Raw genomic sequence first — 16,030 nt, 5'->3', positions numbered from 1 at the left:
GCCTTCAGGGCAAATGGGGCAAGCGCTTCAAGCTATTGAAATTATAGTAGACCAGCATCAAAGCCAGTCGCGCCGCACCAGGAAGCGGCGCGTGAGTTCGGCCTCAGGGCTGCCCTCGGGGGCCTCACGGCGGTACTCCCAGCTCGCCAGCGGCGGCATGGAGAGCAAGATCGATTCGGTGCGCCCGCCCGACTGCAGGCCGAAATGCGTGCCCCGGTCCCACACCAGGTTGAACTCGACATAGCGGCCCCGGCGGTAGAGCTGGAAGTCGCGCTCGCGCTCACCAAAGGCTGTGTTCTGGCGTTTGTCAACGATGGGCAGGTAGGCGCCCAAAAAGGCATCGCCCACAGCCTGCGTCATGCCCAGGCTTTGTTCAAAACCCAGCTCGGAAAAGTCGTCGAAGAAGACTCCGCCCACACCGCGTTGCTCATTGCGGTGCTTGAGGTAAAAATATTCGTCGCACCATTGCTTGAAACGCGGGTACTTGTCCTCGCCAAAAGGCGCCAGGGCATCACGGCAACTGCGGTGGAAGTGCACGGCATCTTCTTCAAAGCCGTAGTACGGCGTCAGGTCCATGCCGCCGCCAAACCAGCACACGGGCTCCTGGCCGGGATGCCCGGCCGCAATCATGCGCACGTTCATGTGCACCGTGGGCACATAGGGATTGCGCGGGTGGAACACCAGCGAAACACCCATGGCCTCGAACGGCGCGCCGGCCAGTTCGGGCCGGTGCTGCGTGGCCGACGGCGGCAGCTGCGGGCCGCGCACATGCGAGAAGCCGCAGCCAGCGCGCTCGAACACGCGGCCGCCTTCGATGATGCGGGTAATGCCGTCGCCCTGCAGCAGCTCACCCGGCGCCTTGCGCCAGGGGTCGGTGACGGCGCGGGCGCCGCGCGCGCCCTCTGCCGCTTCGAGCGCACCGATGATGCGCGCCTGCAAATCGACCAGGTAGCCGCGCACACGGGCCACGGTGCTTTCGGTGTTGAAGGCCTGGCTCATGGGTTCTTGATGGCGCGGTAGCCGATGTCGCGGCGCATCTGCGCACCATCGAAATGGATGCCGCGTGCCAGATCGTAGGCATGCTGCTGGGCCTGGCGCACGCTGTCGCCCAGGGCTGTAACGCACAGCACGCGCCCGCCGCTGGTGCGCACCACGCCGTCCACCAGCTCGGTCCCGGCATGGAACACCATGGCGTCGTCCTGGTCTTGCGGCAGGCCACTGATGGCGTCGCCCTTGCGCGGTGCCTCGGGGTAACCATGCGCGGCCATCACCACGCCCAACGCAGTGCGGCGGTCCCACTGCAGCTCCACCTGGTCGAGCTTGCCATCGACGGCCGCGCCGAGCAGCTCACACAGGTCGCTTTTGAGGCGCATCAGGATGGGCTGGGTCTCGGGGTCACCCATGCGGCAGTTGAATTCCAGCGTCTTCGGGTGGCCCTGGGCGTCGATCATCAGGCCCGCATACAGGAAGCCGGTGTAGGGGATGCCGTCCTTTTCCATACCGCGGATGGTGGGCAGGATGATTTCGCGCATGGCACGGGCATGCACATCGGCCGTGACCACGGGTGCTGGCGAATACGCACCCATGCCGCCCGTGTTGGGGCCCTGGTCGCCATCCTGCAGGCGTTTGTGGTCCTGGCTGGTGGCCAGCGCCGCAACGTTCTTGCCGTCGCACAGCACGATGAAACTGGCTTCTTCACCCTCCAGAAACGCTTCGATGACGACGCGCGCGCCCCCTTCGTTGTGCACCGCGCCGTACTTGTTGTCCACCAGCATGAAGTCCACCGCATCGTGGGCCTCCTGCAGTGTCATGGCCACCACCACACCCTTGCCCGCTGCCAGGCCATCGGCCTTGATGACGATGGGCGCGCCCAGGCGGTCCACAAAAGCGTGGGCCTGCGCCGGGTCGGTGAAAGTGTCGTAGTCGGCCGTGGGGATGGCGTGGCGGCGCATGAAGGCCTTGGAGAAGGCTTTGGAGCTCTCCAGCTGCGCGGCCGCCTTGGTGGGCCCGAAGATGCGCAGGCCATGGGCACGGAATTCATCGACCACGCCAGCGGCCAGCGGCGCCTCTGGGCCGACCACGGTCAGGCCAATCTTTTCCTTCTGCGCCCATTCGCGCAGAGCGCGCACATCGGTCATATCGATGTTCTGCAGATCGGCCGACAGCGCCGTGCCCCCGTTGCCCGGAGCCACATACACCTGGGTGACCTTGGGCGACTGCCGCAGCTTCCAGGCGATGGCGTGTTCGCGGCCACCGCCGCCAATGACAAGTACTTTCATTTTTCCGCCTGACTCAGAGGGCTGCGTTGTGAAAGACTTCCTGCACGTCGTCGAGGTCTTCGAGCACGTCCAGGAGTTTCTGCATGCGTTCGGCATCGTCGCCGGTCAACTCAATGGTGAGGTCGGGCCGCATGGTGACGCCTGCGTCGGCGGGAACCAGTCCCGCCGCCTCCAGCGCGTTTTTCACGGCCTCGAATTCGGTTGGCGCAGTCAGCACCTCGATGGCGCCTTCTTCGTCGGTGACCACATCGTCGGCGCCAGCTTCCAGCGCCACCTCCATCACCTTGTCCTCATTGGTGCCTGGCGCAAAAATCAGCTGCCCTACGTTCTTGAACTGGAAAGCCACCGAGCCTTCCGTGCCCATGTTGCCGCCATGCTTGCTGAAAGCGTGGCGCACTTCGGCCACGGTGCGCACACGGTTGTCGGTCATGGTATCCACAATGATGGCCGCGCCGCCGATACCGTAGCCTTCGTAGCGGATTTCCTCGTAGTTCACACCTTCGAGCGTGCCCGAGGCTTTGTCGATGTTGTATTTGATGCGGTCGGCCGGCATATTGGCCGCCTTGGCCTTGTCCACTGCCAGGCGCAGACGCGGGTTGGTCGACAGATCACCGCCACCGGCACGCGCCGTTACGGTGATCTCGCGGATGATGCGCGTCCAGATTTTTCCGCGTTTTTCATCCTGGCGCCCCTTGCGGTGCTGAATATTCGCCCATTTGCTGTGTCCTGCCATGGGAAGTCCTTCGTATTGATTTAATCTACTGTGCCCGATTTTACTTTTGCCCGCACCGCGACCCCCGAGGAAACCCGAAATGGCCGAACCCCTGCTGATTGCCAAGCACGACACCATCGAATGCCACCTGCTCCCGGGCCTGGCCAACCGCCATGGGCTCATCACCGGCGCCACCGGCACGGGCAAAACCGTGACCCTGCAGACCTTGGCCGAGAACTTCTCGCGCATCGGCGTACCCGTATTCATGGCCGACGTGAAGGGCGACCTCACCGGCATCAGCCAGCCCGGCAAGATCGCCGACAAGCTGGCCGCCGTGCTCAAGGAGCGCGGGCTGGAGCTGCCCACACCCGGCGCCTGCCCCACCACGCTGTGGGACGTTTTTGGCGAGCAAGGCCACCCCGTGCGGGCCACGATTTCAGACATGGGCCCACTGCTGCTGGGCCGCATGCTCAACCTGAACGAGACGCAGCTGGGCGTGCTCAACCTCGTGTTCAAGATTGCCGACGACAACGGCATGCTGCTGCTGGACCTGAAAGACCTGCGCGGCATGCTGCAATATGTGGGCGACAACGCGAAAGAATTTACGACCGAGTACGGCAACATCAGCGCCGCCAGTGTGGGCGCCATCCAGCGCGGACTGCTGCAGATCGAGCAACAAGGCGGTACGCAGTTCTTTGGCGAGCCCATGCTCGACATCCAGGACTTCATGCAGACGGTGGACGGCCAGGGCGTGGTCAACATCCTGGCGGCCGACAAGCTCATGAACTCGCCACGCCTGTACGCCACCTTTTTGCTGTGGATGCTGTCCGAGCTGTTCGAGCAATTGCCTGAAATCGGCGATCCCGAAAAGCCCAAGCTGGTGTTCTTCTTCGACGAAGCCCACCTGTTGTTCAACGAAGCGCCCAAGGTGCTCATCGAGCGCATCGAGCTGGTGGTGCGCCTGGTGCGCTCCAAGGGCGTGGGCGTGTACTTTGTCACCCAGAACCCGCTCGACATCCCCGACAGCGTGCTGGCACAGCTGGGTAACCGTGTGCAGCACGCGCTGCGGGCCTTCACGCCGCGCGACCAGAAAGCGGTGAAAGCCACGGCCACCACCATGCGCCAAAAACCGGGGCTGGACATTGAGGCAGCCATCACCGAACTGGCGGTGGGCGAAGCCCTGGTGAGTCTTCTGGACGCCAAGGGCCGGCCCAGTGTGACTGAGCGCGTTTATGTGCTGCTCCCTGGCAGCCAGCTGGGGCCCATCACGCCGCAGCAGCGCCAAAGCCTGGTGGCAGGCTCGCTGGTGGCGGGTGTCTACGAAAACACCGTCGACCGGGAGTCAGCCTACGAAAAACTCAAGAGCCGCGCCGCCGCCACCGCAACACAAGCCCCGACAGGCAGCAACAAAGGCACTCCCCCGGCCCCTGCCAACGAAGGCGGTGGAATGATGGGTGGCCTGAACGATGTCTTGTTTGGCACCACAGGCCCGCGCGGCGGCCAGCGCGATGGACTGGCGCAAACCATGGCCAAGTCCGCTGTGCGCACCATGGGCACCACGCTGGGCCGCGAAATTTTGCGCGGCGTGTTGGGCAGCATCTTTGGCGGACGAAAGCGATAACACCATGCTTGCAAGCGCCAAAGTGGCACCGACCATGACCGGTTTTGAACACCTGCTGCTGCGGGTCTCCGGCCTTCTGGTGCCTTTGGCCGCCGTCCCCTGGGTCATCGCGCTGGTCGGCGTACCGGTAGGCTGGTGGGAGCCCGAGGGGCGCTGGACCGTCTACCTGGTTTGCACGCTGCTGGCCGTCATGGGTGCCCGGCGCTGGGCGCTGGCCGTGCGCGAACGTTTCATACGCGAAGCCCCCCTGCCCCAGCTCCTCAAGCGCAAACTGCGCGACACCTATCCGCTGCTGAGCCCCAAGGACGCCGACCTGGTTGAGCGCGGCCTGCGCCAGTTTTTCATGGCCTGCCTGCGCAGTGACAAGCATTTTGTGGCCATGCCCTCGCGCGCCGTGGACGCCCTGTGGAACGCCTTTAGCCAAATTCCCCAGACCTATCAGCACTGGTGCCAGAACGCGCTGGGCTACGTACCCGAACACTCACCCGCCCAGGTGCTGGGCAAAAAGGCCCACCACAACGATGGGCTGCGCCGCGCCTGGTACTGGGCCTGCAAGGACGAAGCGATCCACCCGCGACTCCCGAGCCGCCTCCCCCTGCTGTTTGCGCTCGATACCAAGCTGGCCATACCCGACGGTTTTCACTATGCGCCTGGGCCCCAGGGTATCGCCAAGCCCGATGGCCACCACAGACCCGCAGGCACGCCGTACTTCGGCACCGATTTTTCGGACAGCAATTTCACTGGCAACTTCTTGGACTTTGGGGGCGCCGAACCCGCACGAAGAAAAACCAGCGGCAGTGATGGCGGCGATAGTGGCTTTGGCGATGACGGCGACAGCGGTGATGGCGGTAGCGACGGTGGTGGCGATTGATTCATCAAAATCCATAGCTGCAAGCGCTTTATTTACAAGCGCTACAGGGTATTTTCTTTGCTAAACACCGTGGTTCACCCTAAGATACCTCTCGGCGCAACACCTGCGCCCATGGCCCGAGGAAACTGACATGAACGTCCTGCCAGACCTGATTGCACCGACCGCCCACGATGTCGTGGAGGCCGCCCACAAGCTCAAGGGTGTTGCGCACCGCACGCCCGTGCTGCGTTCCAGCTCGATCGATGAAATGCTGGGTGCGCAACTGTTCTTCAAGTGCGAAAACCTGCAGCGCACCGGCGCCTTCAAGTTCCGGGGGGCCTTCAACGCGCTGGCCCAGCTGGACGCAGACCAGCGTGAACGCGGTGTCATCACCTTTTCGGCAGGCAACCACGCACAGGCCATCGCCCTGGCCGCACGGCTGCTGGACATGCCGGCGCTGGTGCTGATGCCCGACAACGCGCCCACCGCCAAAATGGCCGCCACGCGCGAATACGGCGCCCAGGTGTTGACCTACGACCCCGCCGCCGAAGACCGCGAAATCATTTGCCAGCGACTGGCGTTGGAGCGCGGCATGGTGCTGATCGCCCCCTCAGAGAACCGCCACGTTATCGCCGGGCAAGGCACCGCTGCACTGGAGCTGCTGGAAGAAGTGCCCCGGCTGGACTACCTGTTCGTGGGCGTGGGCGGCGGTGGGCTGCTGGCAGGTAGCCTGCTGGCCACCAAGGCCGTGGCACCGCTGTGCCGTGTTTACGGCGTGGAGCCCGAAGTAGCGAACGACGGCCAGCAATCGCTGCGGGCCGGACACATCGTGCGTATCCCGCTGCCGCGCAGCACCATTGCCGACGGAGCGCTAGCGCAGGCACTCGGCCCCATGGTGTTTGACATCGCCCAGCGAGAGGCCGAAGGCATCGTTACCGCCAGCGACGAGCAACTGGTGCAAGCCATGCGCTTTTTTGCTGAGCGCATGAAGATCGTGGTCGAGCCCACTGGCGCATTGGCCCTGGCGGGTGCACGGCATGCCGGGCTGGACATCCGCGGCTCCCGCGTGGGCATCATCATCAGCGGCGGCAACGTCGACCTGCCGCGCTACGCCCGCTTTCTGGCAGACTGAAACCTGCTTTTTATCCACCGAGTTTTCCCCCATGAGCAACGTCCACCTCATCGACCACCCCCTGGTACAGCACAAGCTGACCCTGATGCGCCGCAAGGACGCCAGCACCAACAGCTTTCGCCGCCTGCTGGGCGAACTCAGCACGCTGATGGCCTACGAAGTCACGCGCGACATGCCGCTGCAGGACATCGAGATTGAAACACCGCTGGAGACCATGACCGGCAAGGTCATCGACGGCAAGAAGCAGGTACTGGTCTCCATCTTGCGCGCCGGCAATGGTTTTCTGGACGGCATGCTCAACGTGATTCCCGGCGCGCGCGTGGGCCACATTGGCCTGTACCGCGACCCGGCCACGCTGCAGCCGGTGGAGTACTACTTCAAGATGCCGTCCGAGATGGAAGAGCGCGACATCATCGTGGTGGACCCCATGCTGGCCACCGGCAATTCGGCCGCCGCCGCCGTAGCGCGCCTCAAGCAGACACACCCCAAGTCCATCAAGTTTGTCTGCCTGCTGGCCGCTCCCGAAGGCATTGCGACAATGCAAAAGGCCCACCCCGACGTACCCATCTACACGGCGGCCATCGACCGCGAGCTGAACGACCACGGCTACATCCTGCCGGGGCTGGGCGATGCGGGCGACCGGATTTTTGGCACCAAATAAGTGCCGCGGTCGCCCACCGGCGGCGCTCAGTCCTTGAAGCTGGGCGTCTGCTTGGTCATGCTGGCCGTCATTGCAGCGGTGAGGTCTTCGCTCATCAGCATGGCCGCGTTCCAGGTGGCGATGTAGTTCAGGCTGTCGGCCACCGAGTGGTCGCGGGCGTAGGTGATCATTTCCTTGGTGCCGCGAATCGACAGCGGTGACTTGGCGGCAATGGTGGCGGCAATCTCTTGCACACCTGCGTACAGGGCATCTCGCGAGTCGAAAACACGGTTCACCAGACCCATCTCTTTGGCTTCTGCCGCATCGAACTTGCGGCCGGTGTAGGCCAGTTCGCGTGTGATGCCCTCGCCCACCAGCTTGGGCAGGCGCTGCAGCGTGCCGACGTCGGCCGTCATACCGATGTCGATTTCCTTGATAGTGAAGTAGGCGTCGCTGCTCGCGTAGCGCATGTCGGCGCAGGTGATGAGGTCGATTCCACCGCCCACGCAGGCGCCATGGATCGCAGCCAGCACGGGCTTGCGGCAGCGCTCCAGGCTGGTAAGCGTGTCCTGCATGTCGAGAATGACGCGGCGCAGCGCCTCGCGCTTGCGCCCTTCGCAGTCGTTCTGGATCTGCGGGCCCAGGCCCATCATCATTTGCAGGTCGATGCCGGCGGTGAAGAGTTTGCCTTCGCTTTGCAGCACGGCCACGCGGGCCTCGGGGGTGGCATCGATCCATTGAAATGCCTGGCGGATCTCCTGCCACATGGCGGCATTCATGGCGTTGGCCTTGTCCGGGCGGTTCAGGCGCACAGTAGCGATGTGGTTTTCCAGCGAGACGGTCAGCGTTTCAAATTGCATGGAGGACTCCAATATTTAAGTTTTTGGCCTCTAACGCTTGTTCAGCAAGCGTTACAAGCTATCAATTAAGTAGCGTTTCGTTATGCCTTGGCGCCCTTCATGGCGGCCAGATAGGGCGCCAGGCGCTTGGCCATCTCGTCACCCAGGGCCTGCAGGCCGCTCATGGGGCGCACCATGACTTCGAAGTCGACGATTTTTCCTTCGTCGTCGAACTGGATCATGTCGATGCCTTTGAGCTCTTTGCCGTTCACCTTGGCGCTGAACTCCAGCACCACGCTCTTGCCGTCGGCACTGGCCATTTCGCGATGGTAGGCGAAGTCTTCAAACACCTTGACCACCGTACCCAGAATCAGCTGCACCGCCTGTGCGCTCGGGTACGGCGTGTGCGCCATGGGCGAGCGAAAAACCGCCTTGGGGTGCAGGATGGAGGGCAGCTCGGCCAGGCTAGCCTCAGCCACCATGGCATGCCATTTCGCCAGGCTCTCAGCCACCCTCGGCGTCAGCATCTGAGCGAAGCCCTTGGCCTGCGGGGCCTCTTCCTTCTTCGCAGAAGGGTCCAGGCGCAGTGCCAGTTCGGTGCCCTGTTGGATGGCCCGCTTAGCGTCGAGTTCGACCGCCTTGTCGGCGCCGCCAATCAGGTGCACGGTGCAACCTGCGGCTTCGAGTGCGGCCTGCAGTTCGCGCTGCGGGTCTTGCCCGGCGCAGAGGATGACGTTGTCCACCGGCAGCACGCTGTCTTTGCCGTCCACGGTGATGTGCAGGCCGGCGTCGTCCACCTTGCGGTACTGCACGCCGGGGACCATTTCCACATGGCGGTTCTTGAGTGAGGTGCGGTGAATCCAGCCGGTGGTCTTACCCAGGCCCTCGCCCACTTTGCTGGTCTTGCGCTGCAGCAGGTAGATCTTGCGGGGAATCTCGCCCAGGTGGGCTTCTTGCAAGCCGCCCCGGTTGGCGCCCGTGGTGTCCACGCCCCATTCGGCGAAGAACTTCGGCTTGCTCAGGCTGGGGCTTACGCCCTCGTGCAGCAGGTATTCGGAGACGTCAAAGCCAATGCCGCCCGCGCCAATCACGGCCACGTTCTTGCCCACAGTTTTCTTGTCGCGCAAGACATCGAGGTAACTCAGTACCTTGGGATGGTTCACACCCTCAATTTCCGGTGTGCGCGGCACGATGCCGGTGGCGAGCACCACCTGCTTGAAGCCCTCAGCGACCAAATCGTGCGCTGCCACCTTGCGGCCCAGTTGGAGCTTGACGCCCGTCAGCTCGATCTGCTTGCCGAAGTAGCGCAAGGTCTCGTAGAACTCTTCCTTGCCCGGCACCTGCTTGGCGATATTGAACTGGCCGCCAATCTCCTGCGCCGCATCGAACAGCGTCACATCCAGGCCCCGGCGCGCTGCTTCGGTAGCAAACGCCAAACCTGCCGGGCCGGCACCCACGACAGCAACGCGCTCTTTGCGGGTCAAGGGCTGCATCACCAAAATGGTTTCGTGGCAGGCGCGCGGATTGACCAGGCACGAAGTGATCTTGCCGCCAAAGGTGTGGTCCAAACAGGCCTGGTTGCAGCCGATGCAGGTGTTGATCTGGTCTGACTGGCCGGCAGCCGCCTTGTTGACGAACTCGGGATCGGCCAGGAAGGGCCGCGCCATGCTCACCATGTCGGCCATGCCGCCCGCCAGAATCTCTTCGGCTACTTCGGGTGTGTTGATGCGGTTGGTCGCGACCAGCGGAATACCGACCTTGCCTTTGAGCTGCTGCGTGACCCAGGCAAACGCGCCGCGCGGCACCTTGGTGGCTATTGTTGGAATGCGCGCCTCATGCCAGCCGATGCCGGTGTTGAGGATGGTGACGCCCGCCTTTTCCAGCGCCTGCGCCAGTTCGATCACCTCCTCGGTGGTGGAGCCGCCTTCTACCAGATCCAGCATGGAGAGGCGGAAGATCAGGATGAAGTTGGCCCCCACCCGGGCGCGCGTGCGCCGCACGATTTCCAGCGGGAAACGGATACGGTTGGCATACGGGCCACCCCATTCATCGTCACGGTGGTTGGTCTGCTGGGCGATGAACTCATTGATGAGGTAGCCCTCGGAGCCCATGATTTCCACACCGTCGTAGCCAGCGCTTTGCGCCAGGGCAGCGGCATTGGCGTAGTCTTCAATCGTCTGCTCGACTTCTTCACTCGTCAACGCATGCGGACGGAAGGGACTGATGGGCGCTTTCAAAGCGCTGGGCGCCACCAGTTCGGGATGGTAGGCGTAGCGGCCAAAATGCAGGATTTGCATACAAATCTTGCTCCCCGCATCGTGCACCGCCTGCGTCACCACCTTGTGCTTGTCCGCCTCGGCCTGGGTGGTCATGGCAGCACCGCCCGGCATGGGGCGTGCGCGGTCGTTGGGTGCAATGCCGCCCGTCACGATCAAGCCGACACCGCCACGCGCACGCTCGGCATAAAAGGCGGCCATGCGGGCAAAGCCGTCTTTGGCTTCTTCCAGGCCGACGTGCATGGAACCCATGAGCACGCGGTTCTTGAGGGTGGTGAAGCCCAGATCGAGGGGTGCGAGCATGTGGGGGAAGGTGGTCATCGTGGAATCCTTGTGGAAGTAAGAAAATCCAGTTGTCTATGCAACCAGTTGCACAAAAGTGTACGGGCGTTTTTTTATTTATGCAACCAGGTGCATAGTTTTTTGACGACGCTACACTTTGCCTATGTCGCTGGCCCATGCTGTTCTCACATCATTGCTCGAAAAACCCTCCTCGGGCTACGATCTGGCGCGGCGGTTCGACAAATCGATTGGCTATTTCTGGCACGCCACGCACCAGCAGATTTACCGCGAACTGGCCCGCATGGAAGGCGCAGGCTGGATCGCCAGCAGCATCCCAGCCGATGCAGGCAAAACGCGAAAGAAGGAATATCGGGTCCTGGTGGCGGGTCGTGAGGAGCTGGCACGCTGGGCGGAGCAGCCCTCGGCACCCATGGACCTGCGCGATGAATTCATGGTCAAGCTGCGCGCGGACGCTGTGTTGTCGGAAATAGACCTGCGCCCGGAACTGGCGCGCCACCTGCAACTCCACCGCGAAAAGCTGGCGCACTACCAAACCATTGAAATGCGCGATTTTCCAGTCGGCCGCACGCTTTCCCGCCACGCACAAATCCAGCACATGATCCTGAAAAAGGGCATTCTGTACGAGCAAGGCTCCATCGCCTGGGCGCAGGAAATGTTGGGCGTTCTGGCGCAACTGGCAGCGCCCGAGGCAACTTCCACCCCATAAACAAAAAAGGCCACCAAATCCTCAGGGATCGGTGGCCTCGTTGCACGATACAGGCCCAGAGGCCTGCGCGCGCATTTGCACGATCAATACACGTCGTGCTGCGTGTTGTGCACGTTGAAGTGGCCGGTAGGCGTGATCAGACGTGGATCCTTGATCACCTTCTTCAGCTTGAGCGTCTTGTCGTCCACGATCACCATTGCGCTGATCTTGTTCTTGGCACTCCACACCGAGAACCAGACTTCGTCGCCGGCCTTGTTGAACTCAGGCTGCACGACGCGCTTGGCACCGTCGTCCTTGATGTCTGCCCACTCGGCGATCGGCAGCGTGACATAGCCCTTTTCCAGGTTCTTGATGTCGTACACCACCACCGACTGGGAAATCTTCGGATCAGGATTCAGAGGCGCATCCGAATACAGGTGGTTGGACTTGGGGTGGCTCTTGATAAACAGAGCGCCACCGCCAGGACCTGTCAGCTTGGCCACTTCCTTGAAAGCGTACTGCTTGTTCTTCTTGGGATCGGTGCCGATCAAAGAGATCGTTTCGTCACCCAAGTGGCCCGTAGCCCAGACAGGACCAAATTTCGGGTGCGTGAAGTTCGCGCCGCGGCCGGGATGGGGAATCTTGCCCACATCGACGATGGCCGCCAGCTTGTCTTCTTTCAGGTCAAAAACCGAAATCTTGTTGCTGTTATTGGCCGCCACCATGAAGTAACGCTTGGTGGAATCCAAACCGCCGTCGTGCAGGAAAGGTGCCGAACCGATTTCGGTCATCTTCAGTGCCTTCAGGTCAGAGTAATCCACCATCAGGGTCTTGCCGGTCTCCTTGACGTTCACGACAAACTCAGGCTTGAAGTGGCTACCCACAATCGAGGCCACACGGGGCTCAGGGTGGTATTCCTGCGTGCCCACCACGTTGCCGCGGGTCGAGACGATCTTGAGGGGCTCCAGCGTGTCGCCATCCATGATGACGAATTGGGGCGGCCAGTAGGTTCCGGCAATCGCGTACTTGTCTTCAAAGCCCTTGAACTTGCTGCTCTCGACCGAACGCGCTTCAAGGCCCGTGCGGATTTCAGCCACGGTGTCGGGCTTTTCCATCCACATGTCAATCATGTTCACCTTGGCGTCGCGGCCAATCACGAACAAGTAGCGGCCCGAGGCCGACATGCGCGAGATGTGCACGGCATAGCCAGTCTTCAGAACGCTGATGATTTCCTTGGTGTCGCCGTCAATCAGCGCAATCTCACCCGCATCGCGCAGCGTGGTCGAGAAGATGTTGCTGATGTTGTAGTTGTTCATCTTCTTCTTCGGACGCTGGTCCGGAGGAATCACAACCTTCCACGTCTTCTTCATGTCTGCCATACCGAATTCCGGCGGGACAGGGGGATCTTGCTGCACGTAGCGTGCCATCAGATCCACATCGGCTTCGGTCATTTCACCGGAGGTTTGCCAGTTAGGCATACCAGCGGGTGAGCCGTAGGCAATGAAAACCTTGAGGTAATCCGTGCCCTTTTCCAGCGTGATATCGGGTGTCAAGGGTTTGCCGGTAGCACCTTTGCGCAGCACGCCGTGGCAACCAGCGCAGCGCTCGAAATAGATTTGACGGGCCCGATCAAACTCGGCCTGCGTCATCTTCGGCGCCTTGGGGTTCGAACTCTGGTACATGGGCACGTCGCCCAATGGCGACGAACCTGCCTGGTAATTCACCTCAGGGGCAGACATGCCCGGCTTATTCGTGCCTTGGGCCGTGGCAGCCAGTGCCAGCGTAGAAAGTGCCAGGGCCGTGAGTTGCGCCAGCTTGCGGGTTGTCATGGAAAGACTCCTTATATGCCGCTGCCCAGAAGGAGAGACCCTTCAAGGGACTGCCCGCTGAGGGCTGCGACGACTAATCCAGCGGGGCTTTCCTATATTATTCCTACTGATGATAAGGTCATTCATTGATCCAGAGCAAATTCACACGTGATCTGCAACTTTATGCAATCACGACCCCCAATAATTCAACAACGGCGCCACTCGGACGTGCCGACCACTCCCAAAACTCCATGTTCGCATTGAATTTTCACCGCCGACAAAAGGCTGCGCCCCTGCGCAGCTTGGTCGCACTGCTTTGGCTTGCCGGCCTGGCCCTGAGCACGGCCCAAGCACAGAGCAGCGCGCAAACCCATAGCGCACCAGCCACCTTGGGCGAAGTGGTGGTCAGTGGATCACGCAACGAAAAAGCAGCGGACGATCTGCCGCTATCGTTCGATGTGATCGACGCACGTGCGATGGGTGACCAGCAAAACCGTACCCTGCGGGAAGCCCTGCAGGATTTACCCAATGTATCGGTCAAGCGATCCCCCTCCCGGTTTTCGGTGGGCGGCACCACCGCCAGCGCTGGGCGCGATGGCAACGTGGGCATTAACATCCGCGGCTTGGGGGGCAACCGGGTTTTACTGATGGTCGATGGTGTGCGCATGCCGCGCAGTTATGCCTTCCGCACCACCACATTCGACCGCGAATACCTGTCGCTGGAACTGCTCAAGCGGATTGAAGTGGTGCGTGGCCCGGCGTCCGCCCTGTATGGCTCCGACGGCATGGCCGGACTGGTCAACTTCATCACGATGGAGCCAACCGATTTCCTGGCGTCCAAAGATGATGGCGCGCCACGCACCCTGGGGGGCCGCGTGTCTGCAGGCTGGAGCAGCGATGACAACGGTCACACGCTGGCTGGTACGGTGGCCGGTCAAGCCAGCGATACCCTGCAGTGGATGCTGACCACCACCACGCACGGCGCCCACGCCATGGACAACATGGGCAGCAATGGCGAGCCCAACAGCAACCGCACCCAGCCCAATCCACAGCGCGACCGCGACAACGCATTACTCGGAAAGATCGTGCTGCGGCCACATGCCGGGCAACGACACATCTTCACGCTGGAACATGTGGAAAAGAAAACGGATGTCAACCTGCTTTCAAGCCGCGCCCCCTTGCCGCTGCGGGGCACACCCGCCCAGATCGCAGGAGCCATCGTGGACGAATACTCTACGCGCTCGCTGGAGCGCGACCGCCTGACCTGGAATGCCCACTTCGACCTGGGCGCGCCTTGGGCCGACACCGCCCAGACGTTGATTGCCGTGCAGCATGCCGCATCGCGCCAACTGGGTACCAGCGTGCGCAATACCCTGCCCTTGCGCGTACGTGACAATTCTTACAGCGAAAAGACTTGGCAAGCCGGCCTACAGGCCGACAAAACACTGCGCAGTGGCGACTGGGCCCACAAAATCACCTACGGACTGGACCACGTGCGCAGCGACATCAGCAATGTGTACACAGGCCTGGAGCCACTGCCGCCCGAGGTGTTTCCTCTCAAGCGCTTCCCCGATACCCGTGAGACCACGAGCGCGCTGTATCTGCAGGACGAATCGGTGTATGGAAATTGGAGCTTGACCCCCGGTTTGCGCTTCGACCACTTCGATCTCAATGTCACCAGCCAAGCCGGTTTCTCCCCACCTGCGAAACAGCCCGGCCAGTCACTCTCGGGATCTGCCCTGTCACCGAAAATCGGTGCGCTGTACCGTGCCACACCTATCTGGAGCGTTTTCGGCCAGTACTCGGCCGGCTTCCGTGCCCCTGACGCGGGTCAGGTCAACGGCTACTATGAAAACATGGCGGAACAGGTCGTCATCATCCCCAACCCCAACCTCAAGCCTGAGAAAAGCCGGGGATTTGAAGTTGGCGTACGTGGCCGAATGGAGCGCCTGAGCCTGGATGTGGCAGCGTTCACCAGCAACTATTCGAACCTCATCATGGACACTGTGCTCATACGGGGCACAGGCACGGCTGCAGATCCTCGCATTTTCCAGACCATCAACACTGAGCGTGCGCGCATCAGCGGCTTCGAAGTCAAGGGCCAATACGATTGGGGACGTTATGCCGGCGGACGCTGGGCAACCCCGTTCTCCTACGGGAAAACGCGCGGCGTAAACCGCGCTACCGGAAAACCGATCAACTCGATTGACCCGGCGCAGCTGGCCCTGGGCGTCAAGTACGACACCGCTGCCTGGGGCATGCGTCTCGACATGCGCCACCATGCAGCCAAAACAAGCAAGGACATCGACAGCGCATCTTCTGTCAAGCTACCCAACACGCAGTTTACCATTCCATCGGCAACAACGCTCGACCTGTCCGCGCAATGGCGCTTTCAGAAGAACATGCGCTTAAATCTGGCAGTGCACAACCTCACCAACCAGAAATACTGGATGTGGCCCGACGTCTATGGCCTGACGGCAGCATCTACTACCAACGATGCCTATACCCAGCCTGGGCGCAGCTTTCACGTCGCTTTGGTCATGGATTTCTGAAGGCGCACGGCGCGTTCCGCGCGCCGGCAATAAAAATGCCGCTGCGCTCTCGATAGAGCCAGCGGCTTTTTATTGGGGAATATTTTTGGAGGCGCGGTCCGGAGTCGAACCGGACTAACCGGATTTGCAATCCGGGGCATAACCGCTTTGCTACCGCGCCAGAGAACCGTGTAATTTATAAAAAAGGGAAGCAATTGCTTCCCTTTTTTGAAAATTGGAGCGGGAAAAGAGTCTCGAACTCTCGACCTCAACCTTGGCAAGGTTGCGCTCTACCAACTGAGCTATTCCCGCATTTACTACAGCCTCACATTGTATAACGTTTGTCTGCAGTGA

The 16,030-nt window shown here is 61.7% G+C and carries 11 protein-coding genes, 2 tRNA genes and 1 pseudogene; 6 read left to right on the top strand and 8 right to left on the bottom strand.

The genetic code is table 11. From position 1 onward, the window contains the following. Positions 1 to 57: 57 nt before the first annotated feature. From hemF to ACYVOC_RS06430, 3 genes are read right to left on the bottom strand one after another with little or no spacing between them, the layout of a single operon-like run. Positions 58 to 999 (bottom strand): oxygen-dependent coproporphyrinogen oxidase, encoded by a 942-nt coding sequence (gene hemF / locus ACYVOC_RS06440; protein WP_461161229.1) that lies wholly within the window; start codon positions 997 to 999, stop codon positions 58 to 60. Further along, the gene (gene purD / locus ACYVOC_RS06435) at positions 996 to 2,279 is read right to left on the bottom strand and encodes a phosphoribosylamine--glycine ligase (protein WP_116003472.1); all 1,284 of its coding nucleotides are present in this window, start codon (positions 2,277 to 2,279) and stop codon (positions 996 to 998) included. Before purD ends, hemF begins: the two co-directional genes overlap by 4 nt. A 13-nt stretch (positions 2,280 to 2,292) precedes the next feature. Continuing rightward, a complete protein-coding gene (locus tag ACYVOC_RS06430) occupies positions 2,293 to 3,012 on the bottom strand; it encodes a YebC/PmpR family DNA-binding transcriptional regulator (protein ID WP_116003471.1) in 720 nt (239 codons plus the stop codon). A 79-nt stretch (positions 3,013 to 3,091) separates the two neighbouring features. Here ACYVOC_RS06430 and ACYVOC_RS06425 point away from each other — a divergent pair, with 79 nt between their 5' ends. The 4 genes from ACYVOC_RS06425 to upp all read left to right on the top strand — a co-directional run bounded on the left by ACYVOC_RS06425 (position 3,092) and on the right by upp (position 7,255). After that, positions 3,092 to 4,612 carry a helicase HerA-like C-terminal domain-containing protein gene (locus ACYVOC_RS06425; protein ID WP_461161228.1) on the top strand — a complete coding sequence of 507 codons (1,521 nt, stop codon included), beginning with the start codon at positions 3,092 to 3,094 and terminating at the stop codon, positions 4,610 to 4,612. Positions 4,613 to 4,616: 4 nt separating this feature from the next. Continuing rightward, positions 4,617 to 5,483 (top strand): glycine-rich domain-containing protein, encoded by an 867-nt coding sequence (locus ACYVOC_RS06420; RefSeq protein WP_461161227.1) that lies wholly within the window; start codon positions 4,617 to 4,619, stop codon positions 5,481 to 5,483. 130 nt (positions 5,484 to 5,613) lie between these two features. Continuing rightward, positions 5,614 to 6,594, top strand: a complete 981-nt coding sequence (locus tag ACYVOC_RS06415) for a threo-3-hydroxy-L-aspartate ammonia-lyase (protein WP_116003469.1) — start codon at positions 5,614 to 5,616, stop codon at positions 6,592 to 6,594. A gap of 31 nt (positions 6,595 to 6,625) precedes the next feature. Beyond that, on the top strand, positions 6,626 to 7,255 hold the full coding sequence (gene upp, locus ACYVOC_RS06410; RefSeq protein ID WP_116003468.1) for a uracil phosphoribosyltransferase: 630 nt from the start codon (positions 6,626 to 6,628) through the stop codon (positions 7,253 to 7,255). Between the two features lie 26 nt (positions 7,256 to 7,281). Here upp and ACYVOC_RS06405 read toward each other — a convergent pair whose 3' ends face one another. Together ACYVOC_RS06405 and ACYVOC_RS06400 are read right to left on the bottom strand one after the other, a co-directional pair. Continuing rightward, positions 7,282 to 8,094, bottom strand: coding sequence for a crotonase/enoyl-CoA hydratase family protein (locus tag ACYVOC_RS06405; RefSeq protein WP_461161226.1), 813 nt, complete (start codon positions 8,092 to 8,094; stop codon positions 7,282 to 7,284). A gap of 566 nt (positions 8,095 to 8,660) precedes the next feature. Beyond that, positions 8,661 to 10,670 (bottom strand): annotated as a pseudogene (locus tag ACYVOC_RS06400) (FAD-dependent oxidoreductase); the annotation flags it as partial. Between the two features lie 124 nt (positions 10,671 to 10,794). Between ACYVOC_RS06400 and ACYVOC_RS06395 the strand changes: the two are divergent. Next, complete coding sequence (locus ACYVOC_RS06395; protein ID WP_116003465.1) at positions 10,795 to 11,358, top strand: PadR family transcriptional regulator; 564 nt, start codon at positions 10,795 to 10,797, stop codon at positions 11,356 to 11,358. 83 nt (positions 11,359 to 11,441) lie between these two features. Here the strand turns inward: ACYVOC_RS06395 and ACYVOC_RS06390 are convergent, their stop codons facing one another. Beyond that, entirely contained in the window at positions 11,442 to 13,166 is a 1,725-nt protein-coding gene (locus ACYVOC_RS06390) for a nitrite reductase (RefSeq protein WP_116003464.1), read from the bottom strand. A 230-nt stretch (positions 13,167 to 13,396) separates the two neighbouring features. Here ACYVOC_RS06390 and ACYVOC_RS06385 point away from each other — a divergent pair, with 230 nt between their 5' ends. Beyond that, a complete protein-coding gene (locus ACYVOC_RS06385) occupies positions 13,397 to 15,697 on the top strand; it encodes a TonB-dependent hemoglobin/transferrin/lactoferrin family receptor (protein ID WP_461161225.1) in 2,301 nt (766 codons plus the stop codon). A gap of 86 nt (positions 15,698 to 15,783) precedes the next feature. Here ACYVOC_RS06385 and ACYVOC_RS06380 read toward each other — a convergent pair. Together ACYVOC_RS06380 and ACYVOC_RS06375 are read right to left on the bottom strand one after the other, a co-directional pair. Beyond that, positions 15,784 to 15,857: transfer RNA gene (locus ACYVOC_RS06380), tRNA-Cys, on the bottom strand. A 55-nt stretch (positions 15,858 to 15,912) separates the two neighbouring features. Continuing rightward, positions 15,913 to 15,988, bottom strand: a tRNA-Gly gene (locus tag ACYVOC_RS06375). Positions 15,989 to 16,030: the final 42 nt, after the last annotated feature.

The sequence above is a fragment of the Simplicispira piscis genome (genome assembly GCF_054783455.1).
This window is presented reverse-complemented; position numbering and strand designations above follow the sequence as displayed.

Coding starts and splice junctions, on each gene's coding strand:
- hemF (WP_461161229.1), bottom strand. CDS start 999: ATGAGCCAGGCCTTCAACACCGAAAGCACCGTGGCCCGTGTGCGCGGC.
- purD (WP_116003472.1), bottom strand. CDS start 2,279: ATGAAAGTACTTGTCATTGGCGGCGGTGGCCGCGAACACGCCATCGCC.
- ACYVOC_RS06430 (WP_116003471.1), bottom strand. CDS start 3,012: ATGGCAGGACACAGCAAATGGGCGAATATTCAGCACCGCAAGGGGCGC.
- ACYVOC_RS06425 (WP_461161228.1), top strand. CDS start 3,092: ATGGCCGAACCCCTGCTGATTGCCAAGCACGACACCATCGAATGCCAC.
- ACYVOC_RS06420 (WP_461161227.1), top strand. CDS start 4,617: ATGCTTGCAAGCGCCAAAGTGGCACCGACCATGACCGGTTTTGAACAC.
- ACYVOC_RS06415 (WP_116003469.1), top strand. CDS start 5,614: ATGAACGTCCTGCCAGACCTGATTGCACCGACCGCCCACGATGTCGTG.
- upp (WP_116003468.1), top strand. CDS start 6,626: ATGAGCAACGTCCACCTCATCGACCACCCCCTGGTACAGCACAAGCTG.
- ACYVOC_RS06405 (WP_461161226.1), bottom strand. CDS start 8,094: ATGCAATTTGAAACGCTGACCGTCTCGCTGGAAAACCACATCGCTACT.
- ACYVOC_RS06395 (WP_116003465.1), top strand. CDS start 10,795: ATGTCGCTGGCCCATGCTGTTCTCACATCATTGCTCGAAAAACCCTCC.
- ACYVOC_RS06390 (WP_116003464.1), bottom strand. CDS start 13,166: ATGACAACCCGCAAGCTGGCGCAACTCACGGCCCTGGCACTTTCTACG.
- ACYVOC_RS06385 (WP_461161225.1), top strand. CDS start 13,397: ATGTTCGCATTGAATTTTCACCGCCGACAAAAGGCTGCGCCCCTGCGC.